This window comes from Cognatiyoonia sp. IB215446, assembly GCF_033963825.1.
Lineage (GTDB): Bacteria > Pseudomonadota > Alphaproteobacteria > Rhodobacterales > Rhodobacteraceae > Yoonia.
The window spans coordinates 220424-236812 of record NZ_JAXBMD010000001.1 but is presented as its reverse complement, the minus strand read 5'-3'; the positions used below and the strand labels follow the sequence as shown (position 1 = coordinate 236812).

Annotated in this window: 17 protein-coding genes; 11 read left to right on the top strand and 6 right to left on the bottom strand. The window is 58.9% G+C overall.

Going from position 1 to position 16389, the window contains the following annotated elements:
- The first annotated feature begins 51 nt into the window (after nt 1-51).
- From SLH49_RS01220 to SLH49_RS01200, 5 genes are all read left to right on the top strand, one after another.
- Entirely contained in the window at nt 52-2361 is a 2310-nt protein-coding gene (locus SLH49_RS01220; protein WP_320267353.1) for a type VI secretion system Vgr family protein, read from the top strand.
- A gap of 234 nt (nt 2362-2595) precedes the next feature.
- Entirely contained in the window at nt 2596-3000 is a 405-nt protein-coding gene (locus SLH49_RS01215) for a hypothetical protein (RefSeq protein WP_320267352.1), read from the top strand.
- A 390-nt stretch (nt 3001-3390) separates the two neighbouring features.
- Entirely contained in the window at nt 3391-4401 is a 1011-nt protein-coding gene (locus SLH49_RS01210; RefSeq protein ID WP_320267351.1) for an ABC transporter substrate-binding protein, read from the top strand.
- A 48-nt stretch (nt 4402-4449) separates the two neighbouring features.
- On the top strand, nt 4450-5244 hold the full coding sequence (locus SLH49_RS01205; RefSeq protein WP_320267350.1) for an ABC transporter ATP-binding protein: 795 nt from the start codon (nt 4450-4452) through the stop codon (nt 5242-5244).
- Nucleotides 5241-6008, top strand: a complete 768-nt coding sequence (locus tag SLH49_RS01200; RefSeq protein ID WP_320267349.1) for an ABC transporter permease — start codon at nt 5241-5243, stop codon at nt 6006-6008. Before SLH49_RS01205 ends, SLH49_RS01200 begins: the two co-directional genes overlap by 4 nt.
- A gap of 7 nt (nt 6009-6015) precedes the next feature.
- Here the strand turns inward: SLH49_RS01200 and SLH49_RS01195 are convergent, their stop codons facing one another.
- Genes SLH49_RS01195 through SLH49_RS01175 form a run of 5 tightly spaced genes read right to left on the bottom strand, consistent with a single transcriptional unit; the run spans nt 6016 to nt 10566 of the window.
- Entirely contained in the window at nt 6016-6504 is a 489-nt protein-coding gene (locus tag SLH49_RS01195; protein ID WP_320267348.1) for a hypothetical protein, read from the bottom strand.
- A gap of 14 nt (nt 6505-6518) precedes the next feature.
- Complete coding sequence (locus SLH49_RS01190) at nt 6519-7793, bottom strand: folylpolyglutamate synthase/dihydrofolate synthase family protein (protein ID WP_320267347.1); 1275 nt, start codon at nt 7791-7793, stop codon at nt 6519-6521.
- Nucleotides 7790-8731, bottom strand: coding sequence for an acetyl-CoA carboxylase, carboxyltransferase subunit beta (gene accD / locus SLH49_RS01185; RefSeq protein ID WP_320267346.1), 942 nt, complete (start codon nt 8729-8731; stop codon nt 7790-7792). The genes SLH49_RS01190 and accD overlap by 4 nt, the downstream gene beginning before the upstream one ends.
- A 54-nt stretch (nt 8732-8785) precedes the next feature.
- Complete coding sequence (locus SLH49_RS01180) at nt 8786-9664, bottom strand: type II CAAX endopeptidase family protein (protein ID WP_320267345.1); 879 nt, start codon at nt 9662-9664, stop codon at nt 8786-8788.
- Nucleotides 9661-10566, bottom strand: a complete 906-nt coding sequence (locus tag SLH49_RS01175) for a type II CAAX endopeptidase family protein (protein ID WP_320267344.1) — start codon at nt 10564-10566, stop codon at nt 9661-9663. The genes SLH49_RS01180 and SLH49_RS01175 overlap by 4 nt, the downstream gene beginning before the upstream one ends.
- A gap of 109 nt (nt 10567-10675) precedes the next feature.
- Between SLH49_RS01175 and ilvD the strand changes: the two genes are divergently transcribed.
- From ilvD to SLH49_RS01145, 6 genes are all read left to right on the top strand, one after another.
- The gene (ilvD, locus tag SLH49_RS01170) at nt 10676-12409 is read left to right on the top strand and encodes a dihydroxy-acid dehydratase (protein ID WP_320267343.1); all 1734 of its coding nucleotides are present in this window, start codon (nt 10676-10678) and stop codon (nt 12407-12409) included.
- A gap of 5 nt (nt 12410-12414) precedes the next feature.
- Nucleotides 12415-13032 (top strand): dihydroxy-acid dehydratase, encoded by a 618-nt coding sequence (locus tag SLH49_RS01165; protein WP_320267342.1) that lies wholly within the window; start codon nt 12415-12417, stop codon nt 13030-13032.
- Nucleotides 13033-13094: 62 nt separating this feature from the next.
- Complete coding sequence (locus tag SLH49_RS01160; RefSeq protein ID WP_320267341.1) at nt 13095-13868, top strand: DUF6478 family protein; 774 nt, start codon at nt 13095-13097, stop codon at nt 13866-13868.
- A 10-nt stretch (nt 13869-13878) separates the two neighbouring features.
- Entirely contained in the window at nt 13879-14244 is a 366-nt protein-coding gene (locus SLH49_RS01155; RefSeq protein ID WP_320267340.1) for a hypothetical protein, read from the top strand.
- A 132-nt stretch (nt 14245-14376) separates the two neighbouring features.
- Entirely contained in the window at nt 14377-14865 is a 489-nt protein-coding gene (locus tag SLH49_RS01150; RefSeq protein ID WP_320267339.1) for a fasciclin domain-containing protein, read from the top strand.
- A 200-nt stretch (nt 14866-15065) separates the two neighbouring features.
- On the top strand, nt 15066-15716 hold the full coding sequence (locus SLH49_RS01145; RefSeq protein WP_320267338.1) for a pyridoxamine 5'-phosphate oxidase family protein: 651 nt from the start codon (nt 15066-15068) through the stop codon (nt 15714-15716).
- Here the strand turns inward: SLH49_RS01145 and SLH49_RS01140 are convergent.
- Nucleotides 15710-16222, bottom strand: a complete 513-nt coding sequence (locus SLH49_RS01140; RefSeq protein WP_320267337.1) for a DUF523 domain-containing protein — start codon at nt 16220-16222, stop codon at nt 15710-15712. The two genes, SLH49_RS01145 and SLH49_RS01140, sit on opposite strands and share 7 nt — an antisense overlap.
- Between the last annotated feature and the right edge of the window lie 167 nt (nt 16223-16389).

Genomic DNA, 16389 nt, shown 5'->3' with positions numbered 1-16389 from the left:
GCAAGCAATGACGATAGTTGCGACGATTTTTGAATGAAAGCGATCTGACCCATGCCTCAAGGACGCGAATTCACGATAACGACGCCGCTTGGCCCCGACACGCTCTTGTTTTCGCGGATGCAGGGCCATGACGCGATAGGGGAATGCTTTGCTTTCGATATCGACATGATCAGCGAGGATCTGGACATCGCAGCCGCCGATCTTCTGGGGCAAGGGATCACGCTGCGCATTGGCCATGAAGATGAGGAACCTGTATTTCTGCATGGTCTAGTCGATAGGCTCAGCATGATCGAGATCACCGACAGGCAAGCCAGCTATCGCGCGCAATTGCGGCCCTGGCTGTGGTTTCTTTCGAAATCCACCGATAACCGCATTTTCCAGAACCTGTCGATTGTGGAGATCATCGAAGAGGTCTTTGCGGCCTATCCGGCGGCAAAGTTCGAAAACCGCCTGCAGAACACCTATGATCCGATCCCCTATTGCGTCCAATACGGGGAAAGTGACCTCGATTTCCTCATGCGCTGGATGGAGCATGAGGGGATATTCACCTTCTTCGAGTTTGAAGATGGCGCGCATACGCTGATCCTCGTCGATACGCTTAGCGCGCTGGCCCCGGCAGATGGGCAGGAACAGATCGCCTTTTCACCCGATCTCCCCCCGAGCTTTGAGAACCGCGATTTCATCACCCGTTGGACCTGGGATGCACAGGTCACCACCGGGGAATTCACCCATACCGATTATGACTTCACCAAGCCCGCCGCCGATCTGATGGGCAAGTCGGTCAATCCCGGTGAGCACGATCTGGGCGACCTTGAAGCCTACCATTATCCCGGCACCTATACCGAGCTTGATCGCGGTGATGCGCTTGCTGTCGTGCGGATGCAGACCCTGAAATCACCCTGCGCCCGCGCCTGCGCCCAAGCGACAGCGCGCGGCATCCATAGCGGCCATCTGTTTGAGCTGACAGATTTCTGGCGCGAGGCCGAGAATGCGGAATATGCCATCCTACGCACCGACTATGATATCTGGGATGGCCAATATGCAGCGCTGGGTCGTGATGTCGAAGAGGGGTTTCAGATCACCCTCGCCCTGACCCTCACAACAGAGGAATACCGTCCGCCCCGCATCACGCCAAAGCCGGTGATGCGCGGGCCACAAACGGCTGTCGTGGTAGGCCCTTCGGGAGAAGAGATTTTCACGGATGAATATGCCCGCGTGAAGGTGCAATTCCATTGGGATCGCCTGGGCGCGAACGACGAAAACTCGTCGTGTTTTGTGCGCGTCAGCGCAGCCTGGGCAGGATCGGGCTACGGCTTCATCCAGATCCCCCGCATCGGGCAGGAGGTCATCGTCGACTTCCTCGAAGGTGACCCCGATCAGCCGATCATCACGGGCCGCGTCTATAACGCCGCCCAGATGCCGCCCTATGGCTTGCCGGGCAGCGCCACTCAATCAGGCTGGAAATCCGACAGCTCACCCGGCGGGGGCGGCTATAACGAGTTGCGGTTTGAGGACAAAGCGGGTTCGGAAGAGGTCTATTTCCAGGCGCAAAAAGACCATAACGAGCTGATCAAGAATAACGAAAGCCGCCTGATCCAGAACGATTTTTCCGAACGCGTCGACAACAACGCGACCCAGTCCATCGGCGTGGACCGGGCCGAGGACGTGGGCAACAACAAGACAACCGAGATTGGCGTCAATCGCACGGTGACCATTGGCAATGATGATACCGAAAGCGTTGGCGCGAACCGGTCACTGAGCGTAGGCGCGGACGAAACGATCAGCGTCGCCGCCAATAGCAGCGAAGATATCGGCGCCAATCACAGCCAGACTGTCGGCGCCAATCAGAGCATCAACGTCACCGTCGCCCGTACCGACAATGTGGGTGCCGCCGAAAGCCGGATTGTCGGCGCCGCACAATCGCAAGTCGTTGGCGCCGCACGCACCGTGACCGTAGGCGCCGACCAAAGCCACACGATTGGGTCCGACAATTCATGGACTATCGCCGGGAATGAGAGCCAGACAATTGCCGGAAACCGGACAGAGGATGTAGGCGGCAATGAAACCATCACGCTGAAAGGCGACCAAAGCTGGACGGGACAGGGTGGCCGAACGGTCAAGGTCAGCAAAGGCCAGATCCATGACGTGACAGAAGACGTGATGATCAAGTCCGGCAAGGCAATGGTGCTGGAAGCTGCTGACAGCATCGTGCTGAAATGCGGCTCCGCCGTCATGACGCTCAAGAAAGACGGCACGATCACAGTTGAGGGCAAGGACATCAGCTTTGATGCGTCGGGCAAGTTCAACGTCAAGGCCGGCGGTGATATCACGATGAAGGGTAGCAAGATCAATCAGAACTAGATGATTTCTTCCGGAAGACTGCGCCAAGTGTCGTTAACGCACGCCAGTACAGTCTGCACGCTTACATGAGTATGGGTCTCCTTTTCGCGGCATCGGGATGCTAGGATTTCAAATCGAAGGCATGAAAAATAAGCGGCGAACGCAGAGAACGATCCCAATGTGGCAAATACCGCAGCTTCTTCGGATGTTTGCTACGAGGCGCTCAACAGCCATCAGAGACCTAGTAGGCACCTGTTGAAGTTTACGAAACTCAATATTGGCTGGAATGCAGAACCCAATGCGCCGCTCCTATCAGTGAACGAAGGCGACCGCTGTTTGGTTGCGCGGTTCAAGCCAAATCCATTTCTTCATCCTGAGTTCGAGGACGTCTTGAGGATGGAGGTTAGATTTGAGAGCTGCTCAAGATACCGCATCACAGGCCTCAATGACGAAGGTTGGTACCTCGGACAATGTCGCTTCAGCAAGCTTGCTCCGGCTTGGGGAGAGTTCTACGAGATTGCGGGAGATACCAACGACGACGCTGAACAAACGCCCTGGATCGCAATGGAAGGCTCTGGCTCGCGGCATTTTCATTTTTATCTGCGGGACGAAACCCTTGAAGTCAAAGCGCAAGACTGGTCGATGCGAATTGTAAGCTGAAGTTTTCGAGTGTTTTTGTTATAATGACTTCGTCCCGCACGCCTGTCTTAGAAGACTGTGTCTCATGCACGTTTTTGCGATTGCAGCCGATGCGTCGGGTCTCGCAACACCCCGGTCAGTTGAATGCTTTTGCTAAAAAAGTAGACCATCAGGATCCGCAGTCTCGCGTCTTCATGTTGCCATGACAGTTACTTATCGCCCCGTTTGTTATTCACCCCACCCACCATGCCCAAAAAAGCAGCACATTTGCTAAAAATTTGAACAGCTGCTAGGTAGAAGGCGCTGCCTGATCCTGTCGCCCCGCTGCATGCCTTTTCTTGTGACGCGGTGTTTGATCAACATGCGGTGGTTTAAAATCCGTGAAATTCAGATGATTGCGAGGCCTGTTCCATGAGACACTACACCCATCTTGTCGCCGCTCTGGCGCTGACCGCCACTGGCGCTTTTGCCGATGGACATGCGACCGAAGTGCCCTTTGCGCTTGACTGGAAATTCGAAGGCCCCGCCGCCCCTTATTTCGCCGCCATAGACAACGGCCATTTCGAAAGCGCTGGTCTGAGTGTTGAGATCACGGCGGGTTCCGGCTCTCTGGATGCGATCCCGAAGGTCGCGACGGGCGCGTTTCCTATCGGCTTTGCCGACATCAACAGCCTGATACGTTTCCTTGATCAGAACCCTGACGCGCCGGTCACTGCCGTAATGATGGTTTATGACAAACCACCATTCGCGGTCATTGGCCGCGCCTCGCTGGGCGTGTCGGAACCGTCCGACCTCGAAGGTAAAATCCTCGGCGCTCCGCCACCCGATGGCGCATGGGCGCAATTCCCGATCTTTGCCGCTGAAAATGACCTCGATTCCGATGCGATCACCGTTGAGCCCGTGGGCTTCCCTACCCGCGAACCGATGCTGGCCGAAGGTAACGTTGCCGCGATCACGGGCTTTTCCTTCAGCTCCTACCTGAACCTCGTGCGCCTCGGCGTGCCAGAGGATGACATCACAACGCTGCTCATGGCCGATTACGGGCTCGACCTTTACGGCAATGCAATCATCGTCAACACCGACTTTGCCGCTGACAACGCCGACGTAGTGTCAGGGTTCCTTGAGGCCGTTGCCATGGGCTGGAAAGACGCGATTGCCGATCCTGCCGCTGTCATGCCCGCGCTCATCGACCGCAACCCGGCGGCTGATGCAGGTCTCGAACAGCGCCGTCTGCAACTGGCCATTGATGCCAATGTCCTGACCGACCACGTGATGGCGAACGGGATGGGAATGATTGATCCCGCCCGGCTGGATGCGGCCATTGAACAGATCAAGATGGTCTATGAGTTCCAGAATGAACCTGATGCGAGCCTCTATTTTACCGATGCCTACCTGCCAGAGGGTGGCTTCCCACTCAATTAACAGGCGCGGTTTGTGGGGCGACCTTGTCGCCCCGCAAGGTGAACCAGAATGACCCCACTTATTGAGATCAAGGGCGTGCGCCACGCCTATGAAACGGCCAGCGGCCCTCTGCCCGTGCTGGATGGGCTTGATATCACCGTGCAAGAGGGCGGCTTTTGCGCCGTGGTTGGCCCGTCTGGCTGCGGGAAATCCACGCTGACCCGGCTGATCGCCGGCCTGATGCGCCCGGATGAGGGCGAGGTCTGGTTGCATGGAGAACTCGTTAGAGGACCACGCTCAACCGTCGGGATGGCCTTTCAGAACCCTGTGCTGCTGGAATGGCGCAGTATCCTGCGCAATGTCATGTTACCCCTCGAAATTGTGCCCGGCGGGCTCAAGGGCAAAGCTGCCGAGGACCGCGCTCGGTCGCTTCTTGCGCTGGTCGGGCTTGAAGGTTTCGAAGAGAAACGCCCGTCCGAACTGTCGGGCGGCATGCGCCAGCGCGCTTCGCTCTGCCGCGCCTTGGTGCATCAGCCGGATGTGCTGATCTTGGATGAACCCTTTGGTGCATTGGACGCTTTCACCCGCGAGGACCTCTGGCAAACCATGCACGAGGTGAAGGCAAAAGAACCCTTTACCGCCGTCCTGATCACCCATGATCTGCGCGAATCCATCTTTCTGGGTGATCAGGTTGTTGTTCTCTCCGGTCGCCCTGCGCGGACGCAATATGTCATGGACATCCCTCGCGACGGCACACCCAGCCTTGATGACCTTTATACGCCAGAAGGTGCCGGACGCCTTGCGACCCTGCGCCACCAGATTGAAATCGCCCAGGGCCGCGCGCCGGAAGAGGCCGCATCATGAACTCCACCGTGCGCAAAATCCTCGTCCCCACCTTAGCGATGATCATCTTTCTGGTACTGTGGGAGGCGCTGGTCTGGGTTATGGGATGGCCGAATTTCAAGATGGCCTCCCCCAGTGACCTGATCCCGGCCTATCAACGCTATTGGGAACTGTTCCTGATCATGGGCTGGCAGACGCTATGGCGCACAGTGCTGGGTCTGCTGCTGGCCATCGTTGTCGGTACGGCCATCGGCATGATCATGGGGTTTTCGCGCACAATGCGGGACGCGCTTTATCCATTGCTCGTCGGTTTCAACGCAATCCCCAAGGCAACCGTCGTGCCCATCGTCGCCCTGATGTTTGTCGGCGCGCACGACTTCAACACGGTACTGATCGCCTTCATGATTTCCTTCTTCCCGATTGCTGTGTCCGTCTCCATTGGTCTCTCAACACTCGAACCTGAATACCGCGATATCCTGCGCGCACTCGGCGCGTCCCAAACCACCATCTTCTGGAAAATCGCCCTGCCCAAAACGCTGCCCGAGTTTTTCGGGGCGCTCAAAGTCTCCGTCACGCTCGCCTTCATTGGCACCAACCTGATGGAGATCGTCAGCCCCCATGGCCGCGGCCTTGGCGCGCTTTTCGACAGCGGCAAAACGAATTCCGACTACCCGCTAATGTTCGCGGTGCTCATCGCCTTGGCCGTACTTGGCATCGTACTTTATTATGTCGTGGTGGCACTGGAACGCATCTTTGCTGGCTGGGCCGAACGGCAGCCAGGTTAGAGCGACATCAGCTTGTGGGCGCGTAGACCCGGCATTGCGGGTCAACGGGTGTGGGGCTGACGAGAAACGTGGTCTCGGGCGGCATGCCGCTTTCCTCGATCCAGACGCCATTCAGGCAGAAATCCTGTGCGTAATTCCCGAGGTTGAAGCCAAATCCGGGATTGCCGCAATCCTCTGCCGTGCCGTCAGCGTTCCAGGCCTGGCTGACGCCCAGGCCGACATCGCCAGGGGTCATGAAGGCGTTGCGTGCCGGGTCAAAGTGCAGGATCCAGCTATCATCCGGCTCGCGTGTGGCCATATCCCATTTGCCAAGCAGCGTGCCTTCCAGATAGCCGGCTATGCGAAACTCGGTCACATCATCCTGCGTGACCAGCGGTTTGTTCAATGACGATGGCTTGATCGTCATCTGCCCGACCATCGAATAATCATTCGCACCCAGCCAGCAGAAATAGAATTGCGCGGCCTGCGCATTGCTGGCCAAGACACTTAAGATCATCGCACACAGCCGGATCAAACCGCATTCTCCCGCATCACATGGCCCGCCAGATAAAGCGATCCGCAGATGAGAATACGCGCATTCGGGCTTTGGGTGGTAATCTGGCGAATTGCCGCAGTGACGCTGTCGGCTGTTGTGGCGGGCAGGCCCACGGCCTCTGCCGCATCCGCCGTCTCATCCGCCGTCAAAGTGGCGCTTTCGCCGGGGATCGACACGGCGGTCAGGCTTTCCGCCACCTCTGCCAAAGGGGCCAAATAGCCACCCACATCCTTGGTTTTCAGCATCCCACAAATCAGAAGCGTTGGACGCGCGGGCAGGTCTTTAAGTGTCGCCGCAATCGCCCGCCCCGCCGCCGGGTTATGCCCGCCGTCGAGCCAGAGTTCCGCCGCGCCCGCCAGATCGCATAAAGGCCCGCTGCGCAGCCGTTCCATCCGGGCGGGCCACTCGGCGCGGGTCACCGCCGCTTCACACGCGGCCTCATCCCAGCCCAGCGCACGCAAAGCAGCAATCGCTGCACCGGCATTCATCACCTGATGCGCCCCCGGCAGGTTCGGCATCGGCAAATCCAACAGACCCGTCTCATCCTGATAAACCAGCCGCCCTCGCTCGGTCGTCACGTGCCAGTGCTGCCCATGCGCGAGAAGCGGAGCGCCGAGCGCCCCCGCCACCCGCTCAATCACATCCATACACTCATCATGCTGCGGGCCTACAACACAAGGCACACCGCGCTTGATAATCCCCGCCTTTTCACCCGCAATCTGCGGCAGCGTATCGCCCAAAAACTGCTGGTGATCCATGTCCACCGGGGTGATCACCGTCAGCAGGGGCTTGTCCACCACATTGGTCGCATCGAGCCTCCCTCCCAGGCCAACCTCCAACAGCGTGTAATCCGCCTCCGCCTCGGCAAAGGCGAGCAGAGCGGCCACTGTCGTGATCTCAAAATAGGTAATCGGCTTGCCATCATTGGCCACATAACAGCGGTCGAGAACCTCTGTCAGCGCCTCTTCGGAAATCAGCGTCCCCGCGACACGGATCCGCTCATGAAACCGCGCCAGATGGGGTGACGTATATGCGTGCACACGCGCGCCGCCTTGCTCCAGCCCCGCGCGGATCATCGCTTGCGTTGATCCTTTGCCGTTGGTGCCCGCGATGTGAATAACGGGTGGCAAGCGTTCCTGCGGATTGCCTACCGCGTCCAACAGGGTCCAGACACGATCCAGCACCAGATCAATGACCTTGGGATGCAAGGCCATCATCCGTTCCAGGATCACATCAGAGCGGGCTGTCACTTCGCCTCTTCAGGTGCAATCGGGTTTTCAAGCTGCAATGCGGCGTCCGAAGTGATCTCAGGCGCGGGCAGGTCACCTTTCACCGGGGCGGGTTGCTGCATCAACAGCCGCACAATCGTGACCAGTTCATCCTTCAGATCGGTCCGCTTGGTCACGCGATCCAGCATGCCATGATCGAGAAGGTACTCAGCGCGCTGGAACCCCTCCGGCAGTTTCTCCCCAATCGTCTGCTCAATCACCCGCGCACCGGCAAAACCGATCAGCGCATTGGGCTCCGCGATCTGCACATCGCCCAGCATCGCATATGATGCTGTCACCCCGCCGGTCGTTGGATGCGTCAGCACTACGATGTAAGGCAACCCCGCCTCTTTGAGCATCTGCACCGCTATCGTCGTGCGCGGCATCTGCATCAGGCCCAGTATCCCCTCTTGCATCCGGGCACCGCCTGCCGCGGAAAAGAGGAACAGCGGGCGCTTCAGCTTAATCGCACGTTCCGCGGCAGCCACAATCGCATTGCCGACATAGATCGACATCGACCCGCCCATAAAGGAAAAGTCCTGCACGGCCACAACAACAGGCGTCCGGCCCATTTCGCCCTCGGCCACCAGCATAGCATCTTTCTCGCCCGTCTTCTTGCGCGCCTCTTTGATCCGGTCGGTGTAGCGTTTCTGGTCCCGGAAATGCAGCGGATCGGGCACCGCATCAGGCACCGACACCTCAACAAACACGCCGCCATCAAAAACCGAATGCAAGCGGTCCCGCGCCCCGATGGGCATGTGGTGGCCGCAATTGGTGCACACCTTCAGGTTCTCAGCCAGTTCGCGGTGAAACAGCATGGTTCCGCAATTGTTGCACTTGGTCCACAGGTTCTCTGGCACCTCACGCCGCGAAAAGAGCGAGTTGATAGTTGGGCGGACATAATTGGTGATCCAGTTCATGCGGGGTCCCTGTGTTATTGCCTGTCAAATATGCCGCAGGCGGGGGAAATGCAATCAGGCGCGCAAGAGGCGGCGCAGGATGGCCCAGGTCAGCACCAGCATGATCACGAAACCCAGATAGGCCATCGGCGGTGTTTCGATCACATCATAAGGTGTGACGCGTAGCGCGAGCCCATCCATTTGTCCCGGTGAGCCAAAAACGCCAAAAACAATGAAGTTGTTTGCAAAGTGCCAACCCCAGGCCGCCCCCAGATTACCTGTCACCCGCGTCAGATCCGCCCACATCATTGCGAGGATGAAAATCACGCCAATGATCAGCCAGGTGATCGGCCCGTAGCTGGCGGGGTTAAAGTGCAGGAGTGCAAACAGTACCTGCGGGATTACCATCCAGACTAAGGGAGAGCGAAAGCGCGCCGCCATCTGCTGCATCAGGTAGCCGCGAAACATCAACTCTTCCGCGCCGGTCTGGAAGATCAGGACAATGATCAGAAGAGGCAGCCACGCCAGAAAGACGTCAAGTGCGACATTCGGTGTGCTGTTGTAAAACAGATGCCACAGACCGATATTCACGGCCTGCAATCCAAGGAAAACGCTGGCACCGATAAGGAAATTTCGCATCACAGGTCCATGTCCGATCAGGCTGCGCCAACCGCGCTTGTGCAGCACACGGGCCACGAGCCAGACGGCGAAAAACGCACCGATGAACACACCCAGAAATGATACAACGCCAAATGGGGTTGCGCCGCCAAAGGCCACGTCAACTGTCACGGGTCCGCGGCCAAAAAAGGCTACCGCTGCCGACACGGTAATTGCGAAGGCGAAAGTCAACGCAACCCACAGCACCACCCCGACGATCACCCGCCAAAGCGCAGTATGCGCACGGGCCGGGGCCACAAAACGCTCAAAGGTTTCGGAAAACGAAGGTGTTGTCATCGTTTCAAACTGATCCTTGCCGCAAGCCAGACAATCAGGACGGACAGCGCCATCACCGCCATGCTAAACCCGATCCAAAGCCCCGCAACCGCCTCAATCTCTGCGCTGAGTACGTCCGGATCCTCGTAAGGATAGAGGATCAGCGCGAGCCCCGACATCGGCCAGCTATCAGTGCTGATAAACATTACGGCGGTGAAATTCGTGGCAAAATGAACGCCAAGCGCTGCGCCCAAGTTGCCGGTTCGGGCCGTCAGGTCCGCGCAGGCGAGCCCCAAAAGCGTGGCCCAGAAAGCATAAACAAAGCCCTCCGCCGGGCTATTGCCGTTCCAGAAATGCCAGACGCCGAACATTGCCGAAGGAATGAACATCCAGACCCATGGGTTGTTGGAAAGACACGCCAATTGTTGCTGCAGATAGCCGCGAAAGAGTATTTCTTCGGTGGTAATCTGGATCATGATTGCTGCAATCCCCAGGGGGAGCAGCGCTGCCCAGAGCAAGGGGTTGCGGATTAGTGCGGGCTGCCCCCATGAACCAATGGGCAAGATGACTTGTGTGAGAAGCAGGATCGCCCCAACGGCAATTGCCGTCTTGCGAAATGCAAACCAGGCTTCCTGATAGGGGCCGATCAGTGACCAGAAACCGCGCCCATGCACCCGCCGCAGCGCCCAGATCAGCGCCCAGGCAGAGACACCGAATATCCCGAATTGTGCCAGCGTCGCGACCGTCGAGACGGGCTCAAGGAACGCCGTCTGCGCAGCCTCTGGCAAAAACGCCATCAGCAGGAACGGAAACCCGAAGAAAACCGCCAGAAACGTCGCAACCACTGATACGATATTGCCCGGATGGGTCACTGACCGGGCCGGACGAACAAAGTCGGTATGAGCGGCGTAGACGTTGGCCATGCCGGACCCTATGCCGCGTGGGCACCGGGGCGCAACCGCGACTTCCACCTTGCACCCCGGCCACCCACTATTTAGACCCGAACCCGAATGTTTTCCGGGAGAAGTTCAGATGCTCAAAGGCAAGGTCGACAAAACAAATCTGCCCAGCCGCCACGTGACCGAAGGCCCATCGCGGGCGCCGCATCGGTCGTATTTCTATGCGATGGGTCTGGATGAAGAGGCGATCAAACAGCCGTGGGTCGGTGTCGCCACCTGCTGGAACGAAGCCGCTCCCTGCAACATCGCGCTGAACCGGCAGGCGCAATCGGTGAAGCTGGGTGTCAAAAAGGCGTTTGGCACGCCCCGTGAGTTTACCACGATCACCGTCACCGACGGGATTGCGATGGGGCATGAGGGGATGCGCTCTTCGTTGGCATCGCGCGAAGCCATCGCCGACACGGTTGAACTGACGATGCGCGGGCATTGCTATGACGCGCTTGTGGGGCTGGCAGGCTGCGACAAGTCTTTGCCCGGCATGATGATGGCGATGGTGCGCCTGAATGTACCATCCGTCTTCATCTATGGCGGATCGATCCTGCCGGGTCGTTTGGAAGGCAAGGACGTCACGGTGCAAGACGTGTTCGAAGCTGTCGGAAAGCATCAGGCAGGCAATATGTCTGATGCGGAACTTGAAGTGCTGGAACGTGTCGCCTGCCCCTCTGCCGGTGCGTGCGGCGGTCAGTTCACCGCCAACACCATGGCCTGCGTGTCCGAGGCTGTGGGTCTTGCACTGCTGAACTCTTCCGGTGCGCCGGCTCCCTACGAGAGCCGCGACCAATATGGCGTGGCCTCCGGCGAGGCGGTCATGAACCTGATCGAAAAGAACATCCGCGCCCGCGATATCGTGACCCGCAAAAGCCTGGAAAACGCGGCACGAATCGTCGCCTGTACGGGCGGGTCCACCAATGCAGGTCTCCACCTGCCCGCCATCGCCGCCGAGGCCGGGATCGACTTCGACCTCTTCGACGTCTGCGACATCTTCCGCGACACGCCTTACTTCGTCGATCTGAAACCGGGCGGGCAGTATGTGGCCAAGGACCTCTATGAGGCGGGCGGCGTGCCGATCGTGATGAAGGAACTGCGCAAGGCGGGCCTGATCCATGAAGACTGCATGACCGCATCCGGCCATACGATGGGCGAAGAGCTCGACATGATCAAAGGCGAGGCTGATGGCCGCGTCGTGTATCCGGTTGAAACACCGCTGACACCCACAGGCGGCGTTGTTGGTCTCAAGGGTAACCTCGCCCCCGACGGTGCCATCGTGAAGGTCGCGGGGATGTCGGAAGAAGAGCAAAGCTTCACCGGCCCCGCCCGCGTGTTCGAGAGCGAGGAAGACGCATTCGAGGCCGTCAAGGCACGCCAATATGAAGAAGGTGAAGTGATTGTTATCCGCAACGAAGGCCCCTCCGGCGGGCCGGGCATGCGCGAGATGCTGGCGACAACCGCCGCCCTCTCCGGCCAAGGTATGGGCAAGAAAGTGGCGCTCATCACCGATGGCCGCTTTTCGGGTGCCACACGCGGGTTCTGCGTGGGCCATGTGGGGCCAGAGGCGGCCCATGGCGGGCCGATTGGTCTTTTGCAAAATGGCGATGTGATTACGATCAACGCGATAACCGGTGAGCTGACAGTTGACCTGAACGAAGAAGAGCTCGCCCAGCGCAAGGCCGACTGGAAAGGCCCGAAAGAGACGATCTATGCCTCCGGCGCGCTCTGGAAATACGCGCAGCTTGTAGGTGGGGCGCGCAAAGGCGCGTTGACCCATCCCGGTGCCAAGGGCGAAAAACACATCTACATGGATCTCTGAACAGAATGCTGCGCCTTTTTGCGGGCCTTGCGCTGGCTTTCGCCTGCGCGGCCTGCGCACCGACCGCACCTGCAAAAACCGTAGCACTCGCCGATGGTACCGTCATCGCGACCACACCTGCCGGGTATTGCGTCGATGGCCCATCCAGCCAGCTACGTAACGGTTTTGCCGTCCTTGCACCTTGCGCAACGCTTGGTGATCTCGGCCCAGTGCCCAAGGTGGTTGGCGTTGCGACGATTCAGGTCGGGCCGCCCGAGAGCGGCGCCGTTGAGGACGCAGAAATCGCGCTGCGTGACTTCCTGATCACCGATGCCGGGAACGCGCTTCTCAGTGCTGGCGGCAAGGACAGTGAAGTGACAATCCTATCGACCCAGGCCTTCAACAACCGGGTGATGGTGCACTTCATCGACAAGGGCACACCACCCTTGCCCGGTCTGCAGGGCGAGGAATGGCGCGCCTTTACGGATGTAAACGGGCGTCTAGTGACGATCGCGGTGCGGGGGCTAACCTCGGCGCCGTTGCAAGATGGCCCGGGGGCGGGGCTTTTGAAGCTTGTGCTTGGCGGATTGAAGGCGCCACCAGTTGAGCCGACCGAGACGCCGGCGGACGATCCCGAAGCTTAGGCTATTTGCATCGCGGCGCAGGCTTGGCACACTGGGCGGCAGGAACAAGGATACAACCCGCAATGCCCCTCAGCCCGCAAGGCCCTATCGGACAGTTTCTGCATCGACGGATGTTGAAGCGGTGGCGCTTGGCAGCGCGGGCGGCGCCCGACACCGACCTGGGCACCTTGAAAAACCTGCGCCAGCAGGCCCGTCAATTGCAGCGTCCCTTGCAAGAACTTCTGCACACCGCAGAGGCGCGGATGGCGCTGCCATCTGTTGAAGCGACAGCACCACCTCGTCCCACCGGCACCGACTGGTCTTGGCGCCCCAAAGCCTGGCAAGCGGCCTTCGCCGCGCCCGGCACCGCCAATGCGCAAAACAGAACGCCACTTGGCAACGAGCTCACGCTCTTTCACGACTGCCCACTGGCCGAAATTGCGATCCGGCAGGTGCGTAACACGCGCAAGCAGGATGCCGCACCTTTTGGTGTGCAGATCGACATGTTTCATTTCCAGGGCAGCTATCTGTCGCTGGTCGTCGAGATCCCGACCGAGGCTTGTGCCGACCTGCGCAGGCGCCACGTCATCCAACTGGCTGCCGTGATCGAACGGGAACAACCAATTACCATCTATGCACGGATCAACGTCCTGAACGGACCCAATACCGAACAAATCTTGCTGACCCTGCCCGATGATACCCCTGAAACCATGGTGGAGTTCGATCTTGCCTACAGCCAGCTTAACGAAAAACGGGCGGAGCGGATGTGGGTGGATCTGATGTTCGAAAACCCAAAGATGAACCAGATCACCCTGCGCGATCTGACCTTCTGCCGCCACCCGCGTGCGGATATCTGAGGATCAAGGCATGAGCGACCTGACACTTATCAAAACAAGGCTGCAGGGCGGCATCTGGGAAGGCGAGATCATGGGTGCGGTTTCCGATGCACCCAAAATCTCGGTGACCCATCAGGGGGCCGAGATTGAGGGCGTCGCGGTCAGTCAAGGGGACACAATCGGCACATGGCGGCTGACATTTCCATTGCCGCAGCACCTGATCAGCGACGGCGTGCTGACCTTCGTCATTGGCGATGATCAGGGGCGTCGGCTTGGCAGTCTGGACCTTTTGGCGGGTGAGGCGCTGGCCGGTGATATCCGCGCGGAACTGAACCTATTACGCGACGAACTGGATATGCTGAAAAAAGCATTCCGGCAGCATTGTCGCGAAACATAAAGCGCACCCTTACGCCACATGCGACACTTCGGATCACTATAATACAGCCCATAAACTCATTGTCAGAATGACAACCAGTCTGGCTAAGCCCCCGTAACAATGGCGTTAACAGGGACTTGAAAGGACACTCCCATGAACCGTCGTTTTGCATTGAAGTCAGTCATTCTCGCCGCGGGCGTGGCCGTTGCCGCCGCTTGCGCGCCGATGGATAGCGAGCCCGATATCGTCGATATCGCCGCGTCCAATGGCAACTTCAACACGCTCGTCGCCGCCGTCACCGCCGCTGGCCTTGTCGATACGCTGAAAAGCGAAGGGCCATTTACCGTCTTCGCCCCAACTGATGAGGCGTTTGCCGCATTGCCAGCCGGCACGGTCGATAACCTGCTTCTGCCCGAAAACAAGGACCAGCTGACAGCGATCTTGACATATCACGTTGTCCCCGGCGCTGTAACATCCGACCAGCTTGCTGGTCAGCGCTTGTCGGTCGCGACCGTGAACGGCGAAGAAGTGCATATCGACGGCACCAACGGAGTGATGGTCGATGATGCCACAGTGACCACGGCGGACATCATCGCCTCTAACGGTGTGATCCACGTGATCGACAGCGTCTTGCTGCCATAACGACATACTGCATCACTGCAGTTTCCAAGGCCCTGCCGCGCATCCCCCTTCGCGCGGCAGGGCTTTTTTGTGACCAATCCAAAGACCTGAACTGTTTGCAGAAAACGTCCGCCCGGCGAGGCGCCTCATGACTTTGCTGCCGATCCGCGCTATCCAAAACCCGTCATGGCTTTGGCCTGCATGCGAAAGGATCGTTGACGATGTCGCAATACCCGCTCGACCCCGCTTATCTGATTAATGATGAGGAGGAGTTGCGGGCACTCTTTCCGCAGGTCACACCCATCGCCGCGAAGAAAAGCGTGCAGCGGCTCGACAAACATGCGCGGGAACTCATTGCACGTGCGCCGTTCCTTTGTATCGGAACGCAACGCCCGGATGGGCAGGCAGATGTCAGCCCGCGTGGTGATGCTCGTGGCTTTGTGCAGGTGCTCGATGACACGACACTGCTGATCCCCGATCGGCCCGGCAACAACCGCCTTGATACGCAAGGCAACATCCTCGCAAATCCAGCCGTCGGCCTGCTTTTCATTGTCCCCGGTTTTGACGAAACGCTGCGCGTGAACGGCGCCGCCAGGATCACGCGTGACCTCAAGCTGCTTGCGGACAGCGCGGTGAACGGGCGTGTGCCCCTGACTGCGATCATCGTGAGTATTGAAGAGATCTTCATCCATTGCGCCAAGGCCTTTCGCCGCGCCAAGCTATGGGATCCCAACCAGCATCAGGACCGGCGCGAGATGCCGTCGCTTATTGAAATCGTGCTGGATAAGACGAGCGGCCGGCCGGATGATCCTGACGAGATGCAGCGCATGAACGAGCGGCTTGAAGAGGGTTACCGGACCAAACTTTATTGATCCGCAAGTAACGCGTTTAACGCCGTAATCTCCGTCTCTGCCCAGACCCGCACACCGGCCTGCCGCAACGCCGCGGCAGTGGTGCCCATTCCGGCTTTGGTCACACCAGCGAAGCTGCCATCATAGATAAAGCTGGACCCGCAAGAGGGTGAGCCGTCTGTCAGCACCGCATGGCGACACCCATGCCGCGCCGCCAATTGCACAGTATCGCGGGCCGCCCGCCGGTAGAGGTCCGATACATCGCGACCGGTCTTTTCCAGAACTGCAGCCCGCCCCGCCAGTACATCCGCGCCCTGCAGGGCCGCATTTAGTTCATCGCCCAGCGCAGCAATCTCCGCTGGCGGGCGGGGTGTCGGAAAACCCACTGCAACCTCCGGACAGATTGCCACCAGCCGCCCCTGCGCTTGCCACGCATCAAGGATCGTGTCGGCACCCGACGCTTTGGCCGTGCCGTTATATCGCAAGGGCCGCCCGAGCAAACAGGCTGAGATCAGGACTTTATCCATGTTGACCTGATAACGCGCCAGCTGCTGACTACCAAGTAGTGCAACCCATTAAGCGGATATTGCGGGAGGGTGAACGGACGCCGCGCAAGAACAGCCGCACAGTCAAGCGAATGATCGCTACACACTCTGCAATTTTGCACAGTGCAGTCTTCACGTTATTCCCCTTT